Here is a 19,516-nt window from a genome sequence, read left to right on the forward strand (position 1 = left end):
GACCTCACCGGCATCTACGACCTCACGCTCCTCAACAAGGTCCTCAAGGCCGCCGGCAAGCCCGAGGTCAACGACGCCGGCCTCGGCGCCAAGTAGCCCCGCCCCCGTCCGGCACGGCGGCACCGGCCCCCACGGGGGCCGGTGCCGCGGTCTTGACAGCCCCCGGGCACCGGTCGAGACTCCGAAATGGCCCATCCTGGTGAACCGGTAGGGAATCATGGGCTGTTGCGCGCGCGACCACGGCACCGACGGCGGACGCACCGCCGTCCCGCCGCTGCCGCGCCCCCTGTTGACCTCCCGCCGGCACATCGACCTCCTGCGCGTGTGCGGTGCGGCGAATCCGCCGCACCGCGGCGCCCCCGCGCCCGCCGGGCCGTCCCGGCCGGGTCCTGCCTGACGGGTCCTGCCTGACCCCCCGCGCACGCGCCCGCCGGTGCCCGCCGTAGCGCAGCCGTCACCGGCCGTCCTCCTCGCACGCCCGCGACCGAGCACTCCCAGGGAGACGCATGTCCGCCATTTCCCCCCAAGCCGTGCCGTCCTTCCGGAGCAGGATCGGCCGTGACGCGCGCAGCGGCTATCCGGCCGTCCCTCACCGCTACCGGCTGCACCTGTCGCCCTCCGGTCCGTCCTGTCTGCGGATCGCGATCACCCACAGCCTGCTCGGCCTGGACGATGTCCTCCCGGTGACCCCGCTGCCCGCCGTACCCGACGCGCCCGACGGCGGGCACCTGGCGTTGCGCGCGCTGTACCAGGCCAGTGCGCACCTGTACCCCGGCCCGGCCGTGGCCCCGGTGCTCAGTGACGACTGGACCGGACGGATCGTCAGCACCCACGCCCCGGACATCCTCGAGGACCTGGGGCTGCGGTTCGACACCCGCGGCCCGCGTCTGCACCCGGAGGGGGCCGACCGGCGGATCGAGGCCGTGGGCCGGCTCTGCGAGCAGGGCGTGGACGCGGCGGCGCAGCGCGCGGGCCGCTCCGGCGCCGACCCGGCGGCGCGCGAGGCGGCCCTGACCGTGCTGCTGCGCTCCCTGGGCGCCCTGGAGCGGCGTCTGGCCTGCGCCCCGTACGTCCTGGGCGGCGAACTGACGGCGGCCGACGTGCGGTTGTGGGTCACCCTGGTCCAGCTGGACACGGTGCACCGCTGGCACCTGGACGCGGCGGCGGTGTACCGCCTCACCGACCACCCGCGCCTGTGGTCCTACGCCAGGCGGCTGGCCGCGCATCCGGCCTTCGCGCCCCACCTGGACCTCGACGGCATCGCCCGCCGCCACCACGCCCGGTGCCGGGGCGAGGAGGCGGCCGGCGCGGCGATCCGCATCGTGGCCTGGCCGGGACGGCTCCCGGACCCGGCGGGTGTCACCGGGCCCTGACCGAGTCCGCTGCGCAGCGGTCCGGCCCGCTCCCCGGCGGGGCCCGGGCCGGGTCTGGGCGGGGGGCCGGGCGGGGGGCGCGGTGGGGGCGGTGGGGGGCGGTCATTTCATCCGCCGTACATGGAACCGGGGTTCCGGTGGGCCTACGCTCGTCGCCATGGCAGCAGGAACGCTCACCTCGCGCCGCCACGTCGACCTGGGCGGCGTGGCCGCCGCCCTCTGTACGGTCGCCCCGGCGCGCTGACCGCGCCCCTCCCCCGACGGGATCCGCGCCCGGTACCCGTCTCTTCCCCCGCGCACCGCGCGCGCCGCCGTGCGCCCACGCGCCTTCGTGTCCAGGAGGGACAGACAGCATGAGCGAGAACCCACGTCACCCGGTGAGCCGCCGCGGCTTCCTCGGCGGTGCCGCGGCCGTGGCGGCCGCCACGGCCGTGCCCGCCGTCGCCCAGGTCGCCGCGGCCGGTCCCGCCGCGGCCGCCGGCCGTCCGAACATCCTGCTGATCGTCACCGACGACCAGCCCAAGCACACCGAGTGGGCCCTGCCCAAGACCGTGGCCTGGCTCGCCGGCCAGGGCGTGAATTTCACCCACGGGCACGTCACCACGCCGCTGTGCGCTCCCTCGCGCTCCAGCGTGTTCTCCGGCCGGTACGCCCACAACCACGGCGTGCGCAACAACCAGGCCGCGCACGCGCTCGACCAGAGCACCACCGTGCAGAAGTACCTGCGGCAGGCGGGCTACCGCACCGGCCTGTTCGGCAAGTACCTCAACTCCTGGACCCTGGCGGACAACCCGCCGCACTTCGAGGAGTTCGCCCTCCTCCAGCCCGCGTACGTCGACGCCCGCTGGAACGTCGACGGCACCGTCCAGACCATCGACGGCTACACCACCACCATCGTCAAGAACCGCACCCTCGCCTTCCTCGACAAGGCCGCCACCGACCCCCGGCCCTGGTTCGCCTACGTCACCCCGTACGCCTCGCACGGCCCGCGCACCCCCGAGGCCAAGTACGCGGACACCGCCGTCCCCGGGTGGGACGGCCGCCCCTCCGTCCCCGAGCAGGACCGCGCCGACAAGCCCCCGTACATCCGCGACGCCACCGGCACCCTCGCCGACGGCCGGGCCATCCGGGCCGAGCAGCTGCGGACCCTGCTCTCCGTGGACGACGCCGTCCAGGCCTTCAAGGACAAGCTCCAGGCCCTGGGCCAGCTCGACAACACGCTGGTCGTCTACATCGGCGACAACGGGTTCAGCTGGGGCGACCACGGCTGGACCGCCAAGTCGGTGCCCTACCGCCCGGCGCACGAGGTGCCCTTCTACCTCTCCTGGCCGGCCGGCGGCCGGGGCGCGGGCACGCAGGACGACCGGATCGTCGCCAACATCGACATCGCGCCCACCCTCCTCGACGCGGCCGGGATCACTCCCGCCGCGCCCCAGGACGGCCGCTCCCTGCTCTCCTCCCACAGCCGCGACCACCTGCTGGTGGAGTGGTGGAAGCAGGGCACGGCCGCCGGCGGGGCCCCGACCTGGTCCTCGTACGTCGCCAAGGACGAGCAGTACACGGAGTACTACGACCTGAGGACCGACGCGAGCGGAACCGTGTCCGGCACGGGCCAGGTCACCTTCCGCGAGTACTACGACCTGGCCGGTGACCCGTACCAGCTGACCAACCTGCTGCACGGGGCCACCCCGGCGCAGGAGCAGGCCCTCGGCATCCCCGCCCTGGCCGGCCGGCTGCACGCCGACCGCACCGCCTGACCGCCCCTCCGGCCGGGCACCCCTCCCCGGGGTGCCCGGCCGGACCCGTCTAGAGCCTGTCTCCGGAGCCGACATGCCCGACTGCTGCACCCCCGGCCACACCCACCCGCCCGTGCTCCCCCTCGCCCCGCCGCCGCCCGCGGCCCCGCCCTCGCGGGTGGCCCGGCAGCTGCTCGCGCTGCCCGGGGGCCGCTTCCTGATGGGCACCGAGGACCCCGAGGGGTTCCCCACCGACGCCGAGGGGCCGGTCCGCGAGGTGGCCGTACGGCCCTTCCGGATCGCGGCCACGACCGTGACCAACGCCCGGTTCGCCACCTTCGTCAAGGCCACGGGCCATGTCACCGAGGCCGAGCGGTTCGGGTTCTCGTTCACCTTCGGCGCCTTCCTCGCCGAGGAGGTCGCCGCCGTCTCGCCGCCGGTGGCGGGCGTTCCGTGGTGGCGGGCCGTGGAGGGGGCCTCCTGGCGCAGCCCCGAGGGGCCCGGTTCGGACGTCACCGCCCGGCAGGACCATCCCGTCGTCCACGTCTCCTGGAACGACGCCCTGGCCTACTGCGCCTGGTCCGGGACCCGGCTGCCCACCGAGGTGGAGTGGGAGTACGCCGCCCGGGGCGGTCTGGAGCAGCGGCGCTATCCGTGGGGCGACGAACTCACCCCCGGCGGGCGGCACATGTGCAACATCTGGCAGGGGGAGTTCCCGGTGCTCAACACCGCCGCCGACGGCCATGTGTCCACCGCCCCCGTGAAGTCCTTCCGGCCCAACGGCTTCGGCCTGTACAACACCGTCGGCAACGTCTGGGAGTGGTGCGCGGACGCGTTCACGCCCGGCGACGAGACCTCCCGCGCGATGCGCGGGGGCTCCTACCTCTGCCACGACTCCTACTGCAACCGCTACCGGGTGGCGGCCCGCAGCTCGAACACGCCGGACAGCTCGACGGGGAACATCGGATTCCGGGTGGCGGCCGATGCCGTCGGGGCTTCCGCCGTCCTCGCGTGAGGAGTTGACCGGCGCGGACGTTCGTGCCGCGGCCGCCGTCCGGGTCATAGTGGATCACACCCGGGCGGCCTTCCGCCCCGCACGTACGACACGGGGAGTCCCCTCATGCGCATCCACCGGAGCCGGTCCACGGCCCTGGCCACCCTCGTCGGGCTCGCCCTGGCGCTCACCGCCTGCGGCGGCTCAGGCTCCGCCGACGGGGCGGCCGGGCCGCCGGCCACGAGCCCCGCCGCGGCGGCCTCCGGCTCCGCCCCGGCACCGGAGGTCACACCGGCGCCGTTCGGCACCGCCACCCCGGCGGCCTCCGCGAGCCCGTCGCCGGACGGCAAGGGCACGGCCGCCGCCGGGGCCGCCACCGACGACTCCTACGCGTACACCCACCCCTGTTCCGCGCGGGACATCACCGTCAGGGTCACCGCGCCGCAGGGCTTCCCGGCGACGGTCCGCGTCGTCACGGTGACCAACAACGGGCCGGCCACCTGCGGTCTCGACCTCCACCCCGCGGTGGGCTTCAGCGCCAAGGGCTCCGCCCTCGGCATCCAGGCGACGCCCCCCGACGGCCTCGGCGGCGCCCCCGCCCACCCGGTGCGGCCCGGGGCCACCGCCTACGCCGCCGTGAACCTCGACCCGTCGGGCGGCACCGGACCGGTCGCCGACGAGATCAACATCCTGGCCGATCCCGCCCACATGCCGAACGCGGACGCCACCAGCCTGCCGCTCGCCGCCCCGGCGGCGGTGGCCCGCCCGAGGGTCGGGGTGTACCACTTCAGCGCCCGGGACTCGTTCAACTCCCTGCGGTAGGCGCCCCCGACGGGCTCAGGCCACGGTGACGCGGGCCAGGGCCCAGGAGGTGTGGTCGAAGGACGTCCGGTCGTTGGCGTCCTCGACCACCAGGCGCAGCACGCGTACGCCGCGCACGTCCAGGTCGACGGCGACCGGGCCGCCGGCCGCCGTGAGGGTGGGGGTGGTCAGCAGCAGGCGGCCGTCCCCGTAGACCTTGGCGCGGGTGGCGCCGAGCGCGCTCTGCTTCGCGGAGAAGTCGTCGATGCCGACGAGCGCGGTGAACCGTACGGCGGACCCGCCGAGGTGGTAGGCGATGTCGCTGGGTGCGTGGACGCCGAGGCCCTTGGGGTAGGAGGTGCCCCCGAAGGAGATCGGCGGCCCGTCCCCGGCGGCGTTCTTCCCGTTCGAGGCGTCGCGTTCCACCGGTCCCCAGCCGTTCGTCGCGCTGATCCAGGCGAGGTCGGAGAGGTAGGAGTCACGGGTGGGGGGCGGCGGCGGGGTGGGGACGGTCCCCTTCGCCGGGTAGCGGACGGGACCGCCCGGGGCGAGGGCGGTGCCTTCGGCGGTGAGCGTCCACGCGGTCGCCGGGGTCGCGTCCGCGGGCGGGGTGACCTGCCAGGACGCGGTGAGCCGGGCGCCCGCCGGGAGCTGCTGGGCGGCGCCCGGGGAGGTGGCGGTCACCGTCCATCCGGCGGGGGCCGCGAGGCCGAGTGCGGCGTTGGTCCAGGGGCGCGGGGACCCGTTGTCGAGGGTGGCGGTGACCGTGAACGCCTCGCCGGGGACGGCCAGGGCGGGCAGGGTGAGGCGGGTGCCGAATCCGGTGCGGGGATAGGGGTCCTTCCAGGAGGCGCGCATCAGCGCCACCAGTTCGGCGGCCCTGGCCGGGTAGGTCGCGGCGACGTCGCGGGTCTCGCCGGGGTCGGCCGCCAGGTCGTACAGCTCGACCTGCCATTTCGCGTCGGGGAGCGCGTGGTCGCGTTCGGGGGCGAAGCGCACGGCCTTCCAGTTGTCGCGGCGGACCGCTTCGGCGAGCCAGGTGGCGCGTTTGGCGTCCTGGGCGTTGGCCCGGCTGGTGACGCCGAGCTCGTCGCGGAACCAGTAGAGGTGTCCGTGGCGGGCCGCGTCGGGGCTGCCGGCGAGCAGGGGCGCGGCGGAGAGCCCGTCCACGTCGGCGGGGGCGGGGGCGCCGCCGAGCTCGGCGAGGGTGGGCAGGACGTCGGTCAGGGGGGTGGGGCGGTCGGTGGTGCCGGGCCGGACGCGGCCGGGGCCCCAGGCGACGAGGGGGATCCTGACGCCGCCCTCGTAGAGGTTGCGCTTGTAGCCGCGCAGCGGGCCGTTGGCGTCGAACAGGTCGGGGTTGACGCCGCCCTCCTCGTGGGGGCCGTTGTCGCTGGTGACGAGGAGGACGGTGTCGCGTTCCAGGCCGAGGGCGCTCAGCCGGTCGACGACCTTGCCGACGAGGGCGTCGAAGTAGCTCACCTGGGCGGCGTGCCCCTTGTCGGCGGCGGACCAGGGTCGGGCGGCGTAGGCGCCGGTGTCGGGGACGTCGCTGGGGGCGTGCGGGACGTTGGGGGTGAGCAGCAGGAGGAAGGGCTCCGCCGCGTGGTCGTCGATGAACTCCAGGGCGCGGCGCTCCAGCAGGTCCGGGGCGTACACGGCCTTCGCCCCGCCCGCGTTGGCGGGGATGGGCTCCTTCACGTCGTTGTGCCAGAGGTACTCGGGGTAGTACTGGTGGGCGTGGCCGTGGTCGATGTACCCGTAGAACTCCTCGAAGCCGCGGGCGGCCGGGTGGCTGTCCTGGCCGGGGGCCTCCGGCCCGAAGCCCCATTTGCCGATCACGGCGGTCCGGTAGCCGCGGGCCCTCAGCACCTGGGCGAAGGTGGTGTCGGCGGCGGTGAGGGAGCCCTGGCCGCCGGAGGAGGGGTTGGCGCGGACGGTGGCGTGGCCGGTGTGGAGGCCGGTCAGGAGGGAGCCGCGTGACGGGGCGCAGACGGCGGCGGTGGAGTAGGCGTCGGTGAAGCGCAGCCCTTCGGCGGCGAGCCGGTCCAGGCGCGGGGTGGTGATCAACTTTTGTCCGTACGCGCCGAGTTCGCCGTAGCCGAGGTCGTCGGCGAGGACGACGACGAGGTTCGGCTGCCGGGTGCCGGGCGCGTCCGCCGGGGCCGTCGCCCCGGGCGCGGCCCGGGCCACCGGTGCGGTGGTGGCGGTGGCGGTGAGGCCGAGCGCGGCGGTGGAACCCGCCAGGAACGTACGGCGGCTGGGCATGGCGGGGTGCTCCTCGGGTGCGGGTCGCGGACCGGGCGGTGCGCCGATCATGGGCCGTGGGGGCCCGCCGGAACCATGCACGGGGTATGAAGACCTTGTGACGGCACCCGGCCCCGCGTCATCCGGGGGTGGGGCCCCGCACCCGGTGCGGGGCCCCCGTTCCGCCGGTGCGGTGGGTCAGCCCGTGGTGAGGGCCGTGTCGTCGATGACGAAGGAGGTCTGGAGGCTGGAGTCCTCGGTTCCGGTGAACTTGACCGTGACCGTCTGGCCCGCGAAGGCGGACAGGTCGAAGGTCTTCTGCGTGTAGCCGGACTTCTGGTCGAGGTTGGAGTAGCCGGCCAGGGTGGTGGAGCCCGCCTGGACGGTGAGCTTGTCGTAGGCGACCGTGGTGGTGGTCTCGGCGGTGTCGACGTGCAGGTAGAAGCTGAGGGTCGCGTGGCAGCCGGCCGGGATGGTCACCGTCTGGGCGAGCGAGTCGGTGTGGCTGGAGCCGTAGCCGTCGAGCCAGGCCTTCCAGGTGCCGGTGTGCGCGGGCTCGCCGGCGCTGCTGTCGACGACGCCGGAGCTGGCGGTCCAGGGGGCGGTGCCGGATTCGAAGCCTTGGTTGCCCAGGAGCTGGGCCGGGGTGCAGTTCCCGCCGGTGGGGGTGACGGTCCAGGTGAAGGAGGCGCTGCCGGTCGCGTTGGTGGTGTCCTTGGCGCTGACCGTCACGGTGTAGGTGCCCGCGGTGGTGGGCGTGCCGCCGATCAGGCCGGTGGAGGCGTTCACGGACAGGCCGGGCGGCAGGCCGGTGGCGCTGTAGGTGAGGGTCTGGCCGCTCGCGGAGTCGGTGGCCTGGATCTGGAGGGAGGCGGCGGTGCCCACGGGGGTGGAGCGGTTGCCGGGGTTGGTGACGGTGACGGTGTTGCCGCCGGTGGAGCCGCCGGTGAAGGCCGCGGTGCCCTGCGGGGTGCCCAGCCCTGTGGGGCCGTCGTAGCCGGACTTGGCGGTGCACAGGTAGCTGCTGCCGCAGGAGCCGTTGGCGCCGCTGGTGACGTCGTTGAGCGAGCCGGTGTGGGCGTAGGGGAAGGACGACGGGGTGGAGCCGGCGGCCGGGGCGCCCGCGAGGGCGTACACGGAGGCGATGATCGGCGCGGACGCGCTGGTGCCGCCGTAGACGTTCCAGCCGCTGGCCTGGTAGCTGTCGTAGACCGCGAGACCGGTGGCCGGGTCGGCGACGGCGGCGACGTCGGCGACGGTGCGCTTGCCGCAGCCGGTGTCGGTCTGCCAGGACGGCTTGGCGGTGTAGGCCGAGCAGCCGGAGCCGGCCCCGTTGCCCCCGGAGCTGCTGCCCCACACGCTTTCGGACCAGCCCCGGGAGGTGCCTCCGGCGCGGCTGAGGGAGGTGCCGCCGACGGCGGTGACGTACTGGGAGGCGGCCGGGTACTCGACGCCGTAGCCGCTGTCGCCGGAGCTGACCGTGATGGCCACGCCGGGGTGGTTGAAGTAGGAGGCGTCGGAAGCGGGGTCGGTGGAGTCCTCGCCGCCGCCGTAGCTGTTGGAGACGAACTTGGCGCCCATGGACACGGCGCGGTTCACTGCGGCGCCCAGGTCCTCCATGGACGGCTGCGCCGCCTCGACGAGGAGGATGTGGCACTGCGGGCAGACGGCGCTGACCATGTCCACGTCGAGGGAGATCTCGCCGGCCCAGCCGGAGTCGGCGGTCGGGTAGCTCGTCCCGCCGTTCTGGTCGACCTTGCGGAAGCAGCCGTTGGCGGTGGTGCAGGCGGGCAGGCCGTACTGCGCGCGGTAGGCGGCCAGGTCGGACTCGGCGTTCGGGTCGTCGTAGGCGTCGATGATGGCGACCGTGGACCCGGCGCCGGCGGCGGCCGGCAGGGCGTAGGCGCTCTGCAGGTCGGCGGGTCCGTAGCCGGAGGGCACGAGGCCGGGCGCGAGGCTCGGGTGCTGCGCGACGTCGGTGCGGGCGAGGGCGTGGCAGGCCATGAAATCGCGCTGGGCGGGTTCGGAGCAGAGCCGCCGGGTGTGGACCGCGGCGGGGGCGCCGGCCGGGGCGGCCGAGGGTCCGGCCGCGGCGGCCGGGCCCGCGACGGCGAACATGCCGCCGGATACCAGGGCTGCCGCCGAGAGTAAGGCGGTCGCGCCGCGACGGCCGAGCCGTGCGGCGCGCTGGGACAGGGCGTTGCTCAAGGAACTGCCCTCCATGGGGGGTCGGGTCCCGTGCCACAGGGGAATTCCGGGCATGGCAGGTCCCTGACATACATGGCTTTCAGGCACGTCGATCTGCCGGACGCCGGACCGGAAAAGGGCGGCACGGGGCTGCGGGATGGCACGCTTGCGGCGGTGCGAGAGCTGTCACCACGTGCAGTGGTGGCCAACGCCGAAGGTATGGAGATTCCAGCCAAGGGGACACCCGGCAGATGGCAAAGGGTTGGCTCTGGTTCGGTGTTGGACACCTATACCGTGTCTTTCCATGGAGTCGGACGACAGCGCGGTCAACGATCTGGTATCCCTGGGGCTCTCCCGCTACGAGGCGCTGGTCTACCTCGCCCTGGTCCGGCGGGAGTCCTACACCGCCGCCGAGGCGGCACGCGCCGCGCAGGTCCCGCGCCAGCGCGTCTACGACGTGCTCGACGCCCTCGTACGGCGGCAGTTGGCCGTGCCGCGCCCCGGCCGGGTCACGGCGTTCTCGGCGGTGGCCCCCGAGCTCGCCCTGGCCCGCCTGATGGCCCGTCAGCGCCAGTCCCTGGAACGCCTGGACCAGGTGTCGGCCGCCCTGGGCCGCGCCCTGTCCCCGGTCTGGACCGACGGCCGCAGCCACACCGATCCCCTCGACTACATCGAGGTGCTCCGCGATCCGCGGGCGATCGCCGCACGGTTCGCGAGCATCCAGGAACAGGCCGGGCGCGAGCTCCTCAGCCTCTGCAAGCCGCCCTTCGTCGCACCCCCGGCCAACGACGAGGGCATCGAGGCCGTGCGCAGGCTGCGGCGGGCCGGCGGCACGGCCCGGGCCGTCTACACCCTGGAGGCCCTCGACGACGCCGAAGTCTCGCGGAACGTACGGCGGTTCGCGGCGGCGGGCGAGGAGTCCCGCTTCGCGGCGCGGCTGCCGCTCAAGCTCGTCGTCGCGGACGCCTCCCTGGTCCTGTGCGACATGCCCGACCCGGTGGCCGACACCCGCACCACCACCGCCCTGTACATCGAGCACCCCGCGCTGGCGACCTGTCTGCGGATGGCCTTCCTCGCCGTCTGGGACCAGGCCGAGGAACTTCCGGGCCTGCCGGACCCCGGGACGGCTCATGACGCCGATACGCGTGACACCGAAGACGCATGACACCGGCCCGGCGGAGTGCCGGGTCGTGCGGGTCAGGCGGTACAGCGGATCATGGTCAGCGGGCGGTTGCCGTTGTAGTCCGCCCAGTACTCCTCGCCGAACTTCTCCACGCCCTCCGCCGAGACCTCCAGCGTGACCCACTCGACGCCGGTGAACCCGGCCGCCGCCAGGGCCCGCTCGTACGTCTCCTTCGACGGGACGACCGCCTCGAAGGAGACCGGCGGGTCGAGCAGGGCGGTGAGGCGGATCCCCCGGCCGATCTCGTTGTCCTTGCCCGTCGACTCGAACAGGAAGCCGTACTTCTCCAGCGACGGACCGCCGAAGTCGTAGCCCGGGTCCTGCACGAACAGGTAGAACGAGCCGCCCGCGACCAGGCTGCGCCGGATGTTGCGCATCATCAGCTCGATCTCGGCGGTCTCGCTCGCGTAGTTGAACGCCTGCACGGCCACGGCGACGTCGAACGGCTCCTCGAAGACCTGCAGGCCGGCCGTGTCGGCGACCTGGTACTCGATGCCCAGGGGCTCGGCCTTCTCGATCGCGGCGGCCGCGTCGACCATCGCGCCGGAGATGTCGAACCCGAAGACCCGGGACGCGCCCCGGCGCTTGAGTTCACGGCTGTAGAAGCCGGTGCCGCAGGCGATGTCCAGGACGGACTTGCCGGTGACGTCGCCGACCAGGGCGAGGAAGCCCGGCACCTCGGCGTAACGGATGACGGGCAGGGTCTTGAAGCCTTCGAAGGCTTCGCCGATACCGTCGTACAACTGACCACTCATCGTGGTTCCCCCTCGTTCTGCGGCGTCGGCTCACATGACGAGCCGCGGCCCTCACCAGGAAGTCTGCGCCGCCACCAAGGTCACTTCGCACTGGTGGAACACACGAAACTCCTGGCCGTCTCACCGAGGTGCGCACAAACGAGCGCACCCCGCCGCCGGCCTGGGAGGTTCCTCCGAATCCGGCTCAACTGCCGCCGTCCGCCCGCAGTTCGATGTGGTCCGGGGCCAGGTCGACCGCCAGGCGGTGCTCCATGCCCAGGGCCGCCAGGAACTTCTGCGGCAGCTGGACGCGGCCGGAGCGGTCGAGGACCACGTACTCGCGTTCGCTGACGGATTCCTCGCCGTGCTCGTCGGTGACCAGGCTGCGCAGGACCTCACTGCTGGTGCGGCCGTCGCGGATGGCCACGGTGCGGCGGACCTCGCCCGCCACCATGGGGTCGTGCGTCACGATGACCACCGTCACGCCGAGTTCCTTGTTCACGGTGCGGAAGGTCTCGAAGACCGCCGCCGCGGTCTCCGAGTCCAGCTCGCCCGTGGGCTCGTCGGCCAACAGCACCTTGGGGTCGTTGGCCATCGCGACGGCGATGGCGACGCGCTGCTGCTGCCCGCCCGACAGCTGCGCCGGACGCCGGTCGGCCAGGTCGCCGATCCCGAGGGCGTCCAGCACCTCCGCGACCCGCGCCGACTGCCGGGCCCGCGCACCGCGCCGCCCGCCACCGCCCTTCAACTGCATTGGCAGCGCCACGTTCTGAGCTGCCGTCAGGAAAGGCAGCAGATTGCGGGCCGTCTGCTGGAAGACGAACCCGACCGCTTCACGCCGGTAGCGCAGCCGGTCCCGCGCCGACAGCTCCAGCAGGTCGTACCCGGCGACCGCCGCGCTGCCCGCCGTCGGCACGTCCAGGCCGGCCAGGATGTTCAGCAGCGTGGACTTGCCGCTGCCGGAGGCGCCGACGAGGGCCACCAGGTCGCCCTGGGCCACGGTCAGCTCCAGCCCCTGGAGGGCCTGCACCTCGATCCCGTCCGTACTGAAGATGCGCACCAGACGGTCGCAGGCGATCGCGGCGTCCGGCGCGGGGGTGCGGGCCTCCGTGGCCGCCGCCGCCCTGCGGTGCAGCTCCTCGTACGTCGGCTGGTCGGTGTTCAACGCTGGTCTCCCGCTCTCAACTCGGTGGTGATCTGCCGGCGCCCGGACGTCGCCGCCTCCAGGAGCACGGCCGCGGCGACCAGCGCGGCCAGCCCCAGGGCCGGGGTGAGCACGGCCGCCGCGCTGAGCCGTACGCCGGTCGGCGCGGTCGCGCCGACCAGCGTGGACAGGTCCATCGCCGGGCCCAGCAGGGCCACCGCCACCGCCGCCGCCAGGGCTCCGCCGAGGGCGGCGGCCAGGGTCTGCGGCAGGGCCTCGGCGAGGATCAGGGCAACGCCCTGACGGCGGCGCAGTCCCATGGTGCGCAGCCGGGCCAGCAGCGCCGCCCGTTCGGGCACGGTCCGCAGCAGGGTCAGCAGCACGGCCAGCAGGGCGAATCCGGCGGCGGCGGCCACGCAGGACCAGAACAGCCGCTCGGCCGAGCCCTGGAGCGGATCGGCACCCAGTTCGGCGACGTACTCGGCGCTGGTGCGCACCAGGTACCGCTCGTCGGCCGGCTTCGCCCCGGCGGCCGGCCGCGCCCGCGGGTCCTGCCCGGCGGCGGGCTGCGACGGCGCGGGGGGCCGCGACGACGCGGGGGCCGAGGGCGCCGCCGACGGCGCGGGGCGGGCGGCCCGGGTCAGGGCGCGCAGCCGATCGCCGTCGACGGGGCCGAGGGCGAACCACCGGTTGGGCTGGACTCCCCCGCGGATCGAGGCCGTCGCGGGCCCGGCCGGCAGGATCACGGTCTCCCCGCCCGGGCCCGAGGGGGCGGGGGTGCAGCCGACGACTCCGGCGGTGCGTACGCGCAGCTCCCCGCCGGGCCCGGGCCGCAGCGCGTACGTGCCCGGGCCGGCCTTGCGTGCCAGACCGGCGCTGAACAGCGCCGGCACCGGGGCGTCGGCGGAGCCGGTGCCGCCGCCCAGCAGGGCGGGGTCGAAGGCTCCGCAGCCCAGGCCCCGGGAGAGTGCCGCGTAGGCGGCGGGCTCGGCGACGACCAGGGTGACCCGGGTACGGCCCTCGGCTGTGCCCTGGACGAAGGCGTCGTCGTCGCTCCACACCGCGGCGGACGTCCGGACGCCCGGCAGCCGCGCCGCGGACTGCACCAGGGCGTCCGGGAGCGATCCGGCTCCGACGGGGGAGACCACCGCGTCGCCGCCGATCGTCCGGTGGGCGGCCGCGAGGCGGGCGGCGTCCACGGAGGCCAGGACCGCGGCTCCGAAGCCGCCGGTGGTGACGGCCAGCAGCAGGGCGATCAGCGGCAGGACGGAGGGCCCGCTCCGGCCGCGTGCCGCGGCGCCCGGTCCCCGCGCGGCCCGCACCAGTCCGAGGAAGCCGACCAGTCCGCGGCTGCGGCCGGCCGCCCGGGCGAGCACGCCGGTGACGAGCGGCAGCAGCCGGGCCAGCAGCAGGCCCCCGCACAGGGCGAGCAGCAGCGGTGCGGCGATCAGCAGCGGGTCGGTGTCGCTGCCGGCCGGCGCGACCCCGCGGCGGCGCACCTCGGAGACGGCTGCCCCGGCGGCAATCAGAACCAGCAGTTCGGCCACGGGCCTGCGCCAGCGCACGGCCGGCCGGGGCGGGGACAGCAGGAGGGCCGCGCGGACCGGGAAGGCCAGCAGCGCGAGCAGGGTGACGGCGGCGGCGCTGAGCAGCGAGGCCGCGAGCCGGGGCGTGGGCAGCGTCAGGACGGCGAGCGCGGTGGCCGCCGCGGCCGCCGGGAGCACCGTGACGGCGCCCTCGCCGAGGAGCCGGGCGACGATGCCGGCGCGTGAACCGCCGCGCGCCAGCAGCAGCCGCAGCTCGGACTCCCGGCGGTCCGCGGCGAGCGCTCCGGCCAGGCAGAGCACGACGAGGGCGACGCCCGCCACCCCGGCGGGGCCGATCGCGGCGAGCGGTGCAGCGGCCTGGCTGCGGGCCTTGGCCTGGGTGAAGAGTTCGGGCAGCCGGGAGTTGGTGCGCAGCATCTCGCGCCCGGTCTGCGTGAGGAGTTCGGCGGAGACGGGCCCGGTGACGTACGAGGCGATGTCCTGGCGGGTGGCGCCGAGCCGGTCCGCCCGCAGCCGGCCGGTGTCCACCGGCAGCCGCCAGAAGTCCTCGGCGGTGGAGCTCCAGCCGTCCAGGCGGGGCAGGTCGGCGGCCCCGACCAGGGCGTCGGCCGCCCAGTAGCTGTTCTCGCCCTGGTGGTATTCGCAGGCGAAGGCGAGGCAGCCCAGGTCCACCCAGAAGTCCTCGCTCTCGTCGGGGACGGTGTAGAGGCCGACGACCTCCGCGCGGGGGCCTCCGCCGGGCGCGGGCGAGGTGGTGAGGACCGTGCCGAGGCCGGCTCCGATGGTCCGGGCGGCGCGCTGGGAGAGGGCGATCCGCAGGGGAGGCCCGTCGTCGGCGGCGCCGCGTGCGGCGGGTGCCGTGCCGGCGGCGGGTGTCTCGCTCGGCCACTGGCCCTCCACCAGCCGTACGTGGGCCCGGGCGTCGCGGAGGTACAGCAGGCGCATGACGGGCGGCAGGCCGGAGGGGGCGGCCAGGCCCGGGTTCACCAGAGCGCGGCCCTTGACGGTCCACGTGCCGTACACCACCGTGTCCGGGTCGACGTGGAAGCTGCCTCCGGTGTGCGCGAGCAGGGCGGCCCGTGTCGCGTCGAGGGCGTCCGTGCCGTGGGCCCCCTCCTGGGGCGGCGCGGTGGCCAGCAGGCTGGTGTAGCCGGGGCCGCCGCGCTGGAGGAAGGAGCGCAGCGCCTGGTCGGCGCCGCGGTCCTGGGCGCGCGGCAGGGCGGCGGCCAGCAGGACGGCGACGAACGCGAGCACGGCGGCGAGCACGCTGCCGGCCCGGGCGGCCCGCAGCCGGGTCCTGACCCAGGGCGCGGGCCGGGCACCGGACGGGGCGGCGGTCCGCGCCGCGGGCGCGGAGGGTTCCTCGGTCGCGGACGGCGGCGGGGTGGTCACATCTCCTCCACGGGGCGCAGCCGGGCGGCGATGTCGCGGCCCCGGGGGCCGCCGGTGGCGGCCGACAGCAGGGGGACGGCCGCGATGGCGGCGGCCGTGAGCAGGGTCTGCCACGCCGGCATGTCCACCTGTACGGGCGGGAACGGCCGGTGCGCGGCCGGGGTCAGCACGACCAGGGGTGCCATCAGGTGGACGAGGGCGACGCCCAGCCCGGTGCCGACGGCGGTCCCGAGGACGATCAGCACCGCCCCCTCCGCGGCGGCGGCCCGGGCCAGCGACCGGCGGGGGGTGCCGAGCGCGAGCAGTACGGAGGACTCCCGTCCGCGGACGCGCCGTTCGGCGGCGGTGGCGGTGGCGAAGCCGATGGCGGCCAGGACCGCGCAGGCGGCGGCGAGGGCGGCGAGGGCGCTCTGCGGGCCGGCGCTCAGCGGGTCGTCCAGCAGGCCGGCGGCGATCTCCCCGCTGAGCTGGACGCGTTCGGTCCTGGCCCCGTCGCGGAGGGCCTTGGCCGCGCGGGCCGGGACGGGGTCGGCGGCCGAGTCGGCGGGCAGCCACCACTCGGTGGGCGGGGACGGCTGCTGCCCGGCGGTCTCCAGCAGGAACCGGCCGAGGGTGCGCAGGTCGACGGCGAGGGCCGTGCGTCCGGCGACGGGGAGGGCTTCCACGGCGGCGGTGATCCGCAGCGGGACCGTCACCCCGTCGACGGTGACGTGCACGGTGTCGCCCGTGGCGGCGCCGAGGGAGCGCAGGTAGCCGGTGGTGGCGACCGCCGGGACCGGGGTGGCGGGCGGGGCGGCGGGGGCGGGGAACAGCAGGGCGTGGACGCCCCTCTCGGTGCCGAACCCGCCCCAGTAGCGCAGCCGCAGCACGTCGGTGGAGCCGGCCGCGGCCGGGGCGAGGACGGGGGTCCCCGAGGCGCGGGGCTGCGCCGGGGGCGCCAGCTGCCAGCCCGCGGTACCGGCGGGGACCGGTACGGGGCCGCCGTCGGGGGTGTCGGAGACGGCGACGCGGCGCAGGGCCAGTTCGGCTCCGTCGCCCGCGGGGCCGCCGTCGCCGGCGTAGGAGAGGTTCAGCCCGGCCAGCGCCAGCGGGGTGGCGGCGGAGCCGATCGGGGCGTCGGCCAGGGCGTCGAGGGGGAAGCGGAGGGTGGCGTCCCCGCCGGCGGGGAGGGTGATCTGCGGTGTCGTGTGGACGGTTCCGAACCGGTCGCGCAGGAGCAGGCTCACGGCGGCGTGGTCCGTTCCGGTGGACCGTACCGTCACGTCGAGGTCGACGCGTCGGGGCGAGCCGGGCAGGGGCAGCGCGGGCGCCGCGGCCGGGGCCCCGGCGGTGTCGGGCGCGAGCGGGGCGAACAGCTCCCGCATGCCGCGGCCGCCGCGCAGGTCCGCGCGCAGGGGTACGCGTTCGCCCGTCTTGGCGGCGTCCAGCGCGAGGAGGTCGGCGGTGCCGCCGCCGGGCAGCGGCTGGTCCTGGCGGACCACGGGGATCAGGTGGTCGGCGCCCGGGAGGGAGCCGTATCGTCCGCCCTGGCCCATCGGGGACATGCCGGAGGCGGAGATCCGCAGTCCGCCGGCGGTCTGGAAGTCGGCCTGGTCGCGCTGGGAGGCGGACCAGGCGGCGTGCTGGCCGAGGGCGAGGACCCCGCTGGAGACGGCGAGGACGAGCAGCAGCACGGGTCCGGTGGCGCGGCCGGGGCGGCGGGCGAGCTGCCAGCCGAAGAGGGCCGGGCCCAGGCTCCGGCCGCGGGCGGCGAGCCGTCCCCCGGCCCGGGCGGCGAACGGCAGCAGCCGCAGGACCAGCAGGGTGCCCGCGCACAGGGCGAGGACGGGGGCGGCGACCAGCACGGGGTCCACGCCGAGGCCGCCGTCGGCGGGGCCGGTGGCGGAGGTACTCGCGCCGTAGTGGGACAGCTGCTGGTGGCAGAGGACGGCGAGGGCCACCACGGCCAGGTCCAGTCCGGAGCGGGCGGCGCCGGTGACCAGGGCCTGCCGGCGGCCGGCCCGGCGCAGTACGGCGGCTGAGGCGCCGCGCAGGGCGGAGGGGAGGGTGGTGAGCAGGACGCAGGCCAGGGCGCAGCCGGCGGCGACGGGCCAGACCAGCCAGGTGTCCGGGATCTCCAGGCGGACCCGTCCGAGGGGGCCGAAGCGGCCCAGCAGCCGCAGCAGGGTCGGTGCGAGCAGCGGTGCCAGGACGGCGGCCGGGAGGGCGAGCAGCAGTGATTCGACGGCGCTCAGCACGCCGAGGCGCCGGCGGGAGGCGCCGCGCGCGGTGAGCAGGATCCGTTCGGGTTCCTGGCGGGCCGTCATGAGGTGGGAGACGAGGAGCAGGGCGGCGGCCGAGAGGACGGCGAGCTGGAGGGCGCCGACCAGCAGGGTGGAGCGGGCGACCAGCAGTCCGGAGTCCAGCTGGGCGAGCAGTTCGGGCAGTTCGGTGGCGGCCTGGAGCGAGGTGGTGCGCTTGAGCGCGGCGCCCGCGGGGGCGGCGGCGGTGCGCACGGCCCTGGCCTCGGCGGTGGTGACCGTGCTGAGGTCGGGGGTGAGGAGGGTGCCGCGGTAGTTCTGGAGGATGCCGCCGGCGGTGAAGGCGGTGTCGTCCACCATGAGCGGGCCGTAGGTGGTGAAGCTGCCGACCTGGAGCTCGCGGCCGCCGAGCGGGTCGAGCCGCCAGTACCCGGAGTCGGGGGCGGCGGCCTTGTACACGCCGGTGACCAGCACGGTCAGCGGGGGCCCGCCGAAGCGGTCGTCGAGCCGGACGGGCGCGGGCAGCGCGGACTCGGCCAGGCCGAGGCGGGCGAGCGCGGTGCGCGGCACGGCGGCCTGGAGCGGCTGGGCGGGGTCGCCGACGGGGGCGGTGACGGGCCGGGGCCAGGCTCCGGCGAGCAGCCGTACGTGCTCGCGGCCGAACGCGGCCAGCAGGGTGAGGTCCGCGTCGCGGCCGGAGACGGCGGCACCGGGGAGTCCGTAGGAGCGGCTGCGGGCCACGCTGTCGGAGGCCACCGGGAGCCGGCCGAAGACCTGGCCCGCGTAGGCCCGTACGGCCTCGTCGTCCTTGGCGCGCGCGGCGGCGTTCTGGCCGCTGGTGACGACGACGCCGGTCCGGGAGTGTTCCGGGCCGGTCAGGGCCCGGCGCAGTCCCTGCTCCCCCACGCCGCGCGTGAAGGAGGTCAGCGCGGTCAGCGCGGTCGCGGTGATCAGTACGGTGAGCAGTACGGCGACGGCGAGTGGCCATCGCCCGCGCAGTCGGCGCACGACGAAGCCGAGCACGTGTGCAGTCCCTCCCCCGTCCGGACCTTCGGTACCGGATAGCGGACGATGTTGTCAGATCCGATCGAAGCGCGGAAGGGACTTGCGTGATTGGTGAGACAGATGCGCAAATGCGATCGGAAGTCCGAAGCAGGGGGAGCACAGTGACGGAACACCAGCACACGCCGACGGTCCCGGCGGCACGGCAGGGCGCGGACACGCCGATCGTGGTCGCCGAGGAGGTGCGCCACAGCTTCGGCAGCGGCGCGCAGACCGTACACGCCCTGCGCGGGGTCTCCTTCGAGGTCCGCCGGGGCGAACTCACCGCCCTGCGGGGCCGGTCGGGCTCCGGCAAGACCACCCTGCTCAACCTGCTGGGCGGGCTGGACACCCCCACCGGCGGCCGGATCACCCTCGACGGCACCGACCTGGCCGGCCTCGACGAGGCGGGCCTGCTCGCCCTGCGCCGGGACCGGATCGGCTTCGTCTTCCAGTCCTTCGGGCTGATCCCCGTCCTGACCGCCGCCGAGAACGTGGGCGTGCCGATGCGGCTGCGCCGCGTCCCCGCCAGGGAGCGCGAGGAGCGCGCCCGGACCCTGCTCGCCCTGGTCGGCCTCGCGGACCACGCCGACCAGCGCCCCGGCGAACTCTCCGGCGGCCAGCAGCAGCGCGTCGCGGTGGCCCGCGCCCTGGCCAACGACCCCGCGCTGATCATCGCTGACGAACCCACCGGCCAGCTCGACCTGGAGACCGGCCGGTCGATCATGGAGCTGCTGCGCGCACTGGTGCGCGGCAAGGGGGTGACCATCCTCGTCGCCACCCACGACCCGAACCTGATCGAACTCGCCGACCGCGTCGTGGAACTGCGCGACGGCCGCATCGTCGCCACCGGCGCGGACGCCGCGGCGCCCGCCGCCCGGTAGGGGTCGGGCGGCA

The 19,516-nt window shown here is 75.6% G+C and carries 12 protein-coding genes; 6 read left to right on the forward strand and 6 right to left on the reverse strand.

All coding sequences use genetic code 11. The features are described from left to right. Positions 1-506 precede the first annotated feature (506 nt). The 4 genes from ACFY0O_RS36695 to ACFY0O_RS36710 all read left to right on the forward strand — a co-directional run bounded on the left by ACFY0O_RS36695 (position 507) and on the right by ACFY0O_RS36710 (position 4,925). Positions 507-1,373 carry a glutathione S-transferase C-terminal domain-containing protein gene (locus ACFY0O_RS36695; RefSeq protein WP_388955191.1) on the forward strand — a complete coding sequence of 289 codons (867 nt, stop codon included), beginning with the start codon at positions 507-509 and terminating at the stop codon, positions 1,371-1,373. 353 nt (positions 1,374-1,726) lie between these two features. Further along, entirely contained in the window at positions 1,727-3,130 is a 1,404-nt protein-coding gene (locus ACFY0O_RS36700; protein WP_388955193.1) for a sulfatase, read from the forward strand. A 73-nt stretch (positions 3,131-3,203) separates the two neighbouring features. Then, entirely contained in the window at positions 3,204-4,124 is a 921-nt protein-coding gene (locus ACFY0O_RS36705) for a formylglycine-generating enzyme family protein (protein ID WP_388955196.1), read from the forward strand. Between the two features lie 105 nt (positions 4,125-4,229). Further along, entirely contained in the window at positions 4,230-4,925 is a 696-nt protein-coding gene (locus ACFY0O_RS36710) for a DUF4232 domain-containing protein (RefSeq protein ID WP_388955199.1), read from the forward strand. A gap of 15 nt (positions 4,926-4,940) precedes the next feature. Here the strand turns inward: ACFY0O_RS36710 and ACFY0O_RS36715 are convergent, their stop codons facing one another. Further along, entirely contained in the window at positions 4,941-7,172 is a 2,232-nt protein-coding gene (locus tag ACFY0O_RS36715) for a sulfatase-like hydrolase/transferase (RefSeq protein ID WP_388955201.1), read from the reverse strand. A 177-nt stretch (positions 7,173-7,349) separates the two neighbouring features. Beyond that, a complete protein-coding gene (locus tag ACFY0O_RS36720) occupies positions 7,350-9,269 on the reverse strand; it encodes a putative Ig domain-containing protein (protein WP_388955283.1) in 1,920 nt (639 codons plus the stop codon). Positions 9,270-9,642: 373 nt separating this feature from the next. Between ACFY0O_RS36720 and ACFY0O_RS36725 the strand changes: the two genes are divergently transcribed. Continuing rightward, positions 9,643-10,503: a TrmB family transcriptional regulator gene (locus ACFY0O_RS36725; protein WP_388955204.1), complete on the forward strand. Its 861-nt coding sequence runs from the start codon at positions 9,643-9,645 to the stop codon at positions 10,501-10,503. A gap of 32 nt (positions 10,504-10,535) precedes the next feature. Here the strand turns inward: ACFY0O_RS36725 and ACFY0O_RS36730 are convergent, their stop codons facing one another. The 4 genes from ACFY0O_RS36730 to ACFY0O_RS36745 all read right to left on the reverse strand — a co-directional run bounded on the left by ACFY0O_RS36730 (position 10,536) and on the right by ACFY0O_RS36745 (position 18,601). Beyond that, positions 10,536-11,276 carry a methyltransferase domain-containing protein gene (locus ACFY0O_RS36730; protein WP_358897722.1) on the reverse strand — a complete coding sequence of 247 codons (741 nt, stop codon included), beginning with the start codon at positions 11,274-11,276 and terminating at the stop codon, positions 10,536-10,538. Positions 11,277-11,460: 184 nt separating this feature from the next. Beyond that, on the reverse strand, positions 11,461-12,420 hold the full coding sequence (locus tag ACFY0O_RS36735) for an ABC transporter ATP-binding protein (RefSeq protein ID WP_388955206.1): 960 nt from the start codon (positions 12,418-12,420) through the stop codon (positions 11,461-11,463). Beyond that, the gene (locus tag ACFY0O_RS36740; protein WP_388955208.1) at positions 12,417-15,338 is read right to left on the reverse strand and encodes a hypothetical protein; all 2,922 of its coding nucleotides are present in this window, start codon (positions 15,336-15,338) and stop codon (positions 12,417-12,419) included. Before ACFY0O_RS36740 ends, ACFY0O_RS36735 begins: the two co-directional genes overlap by 4 nt. Beyond that, positions 15,335-18,601, reverse strand: coding sequence for an FtsX-like permease family protein (locus tag ACFY0O_RS36745; RefSeq protein WP_388955210.1), 3,267 nt, complete (start codon positions 18,599-18,601; stop codon positions 15,335-15,337). The genes ACFY0O_RS36740 and ACFY0O_RS36745 overlap by 4 nt, the downstream gene beginning before the upstream one ends. A gap of 110 nt (positions 18,602-18,711) precedes the next feature. Here ACFY0O_RS36745 and ACFY0O_RS36750 point away from each other — a divergent pair, with 110 nt between their 5' ends. Then, positions 18,712-19,503, forward strand: a complete 792-nt coding sequence (locus tag ACFY0O_RS36750; RefSeq protein WP_388955212.1) for an ABC transporter ATP-binding protein — start codon at positions 18,712-18,714, stop codon at positions 19,501-19,503. Positions 19,504-19,516: the final 13 nt, after the last annotated feature.

The sequence above is a fragment of the Streptomyces sp. NPDC001594 genome (assembly GCF_042893675.1).
Lineage (GTDB): Bacteria > Actinomycetota > Actinomycetes > Streptomycetales > Streptomycetaceae > Streptomyces.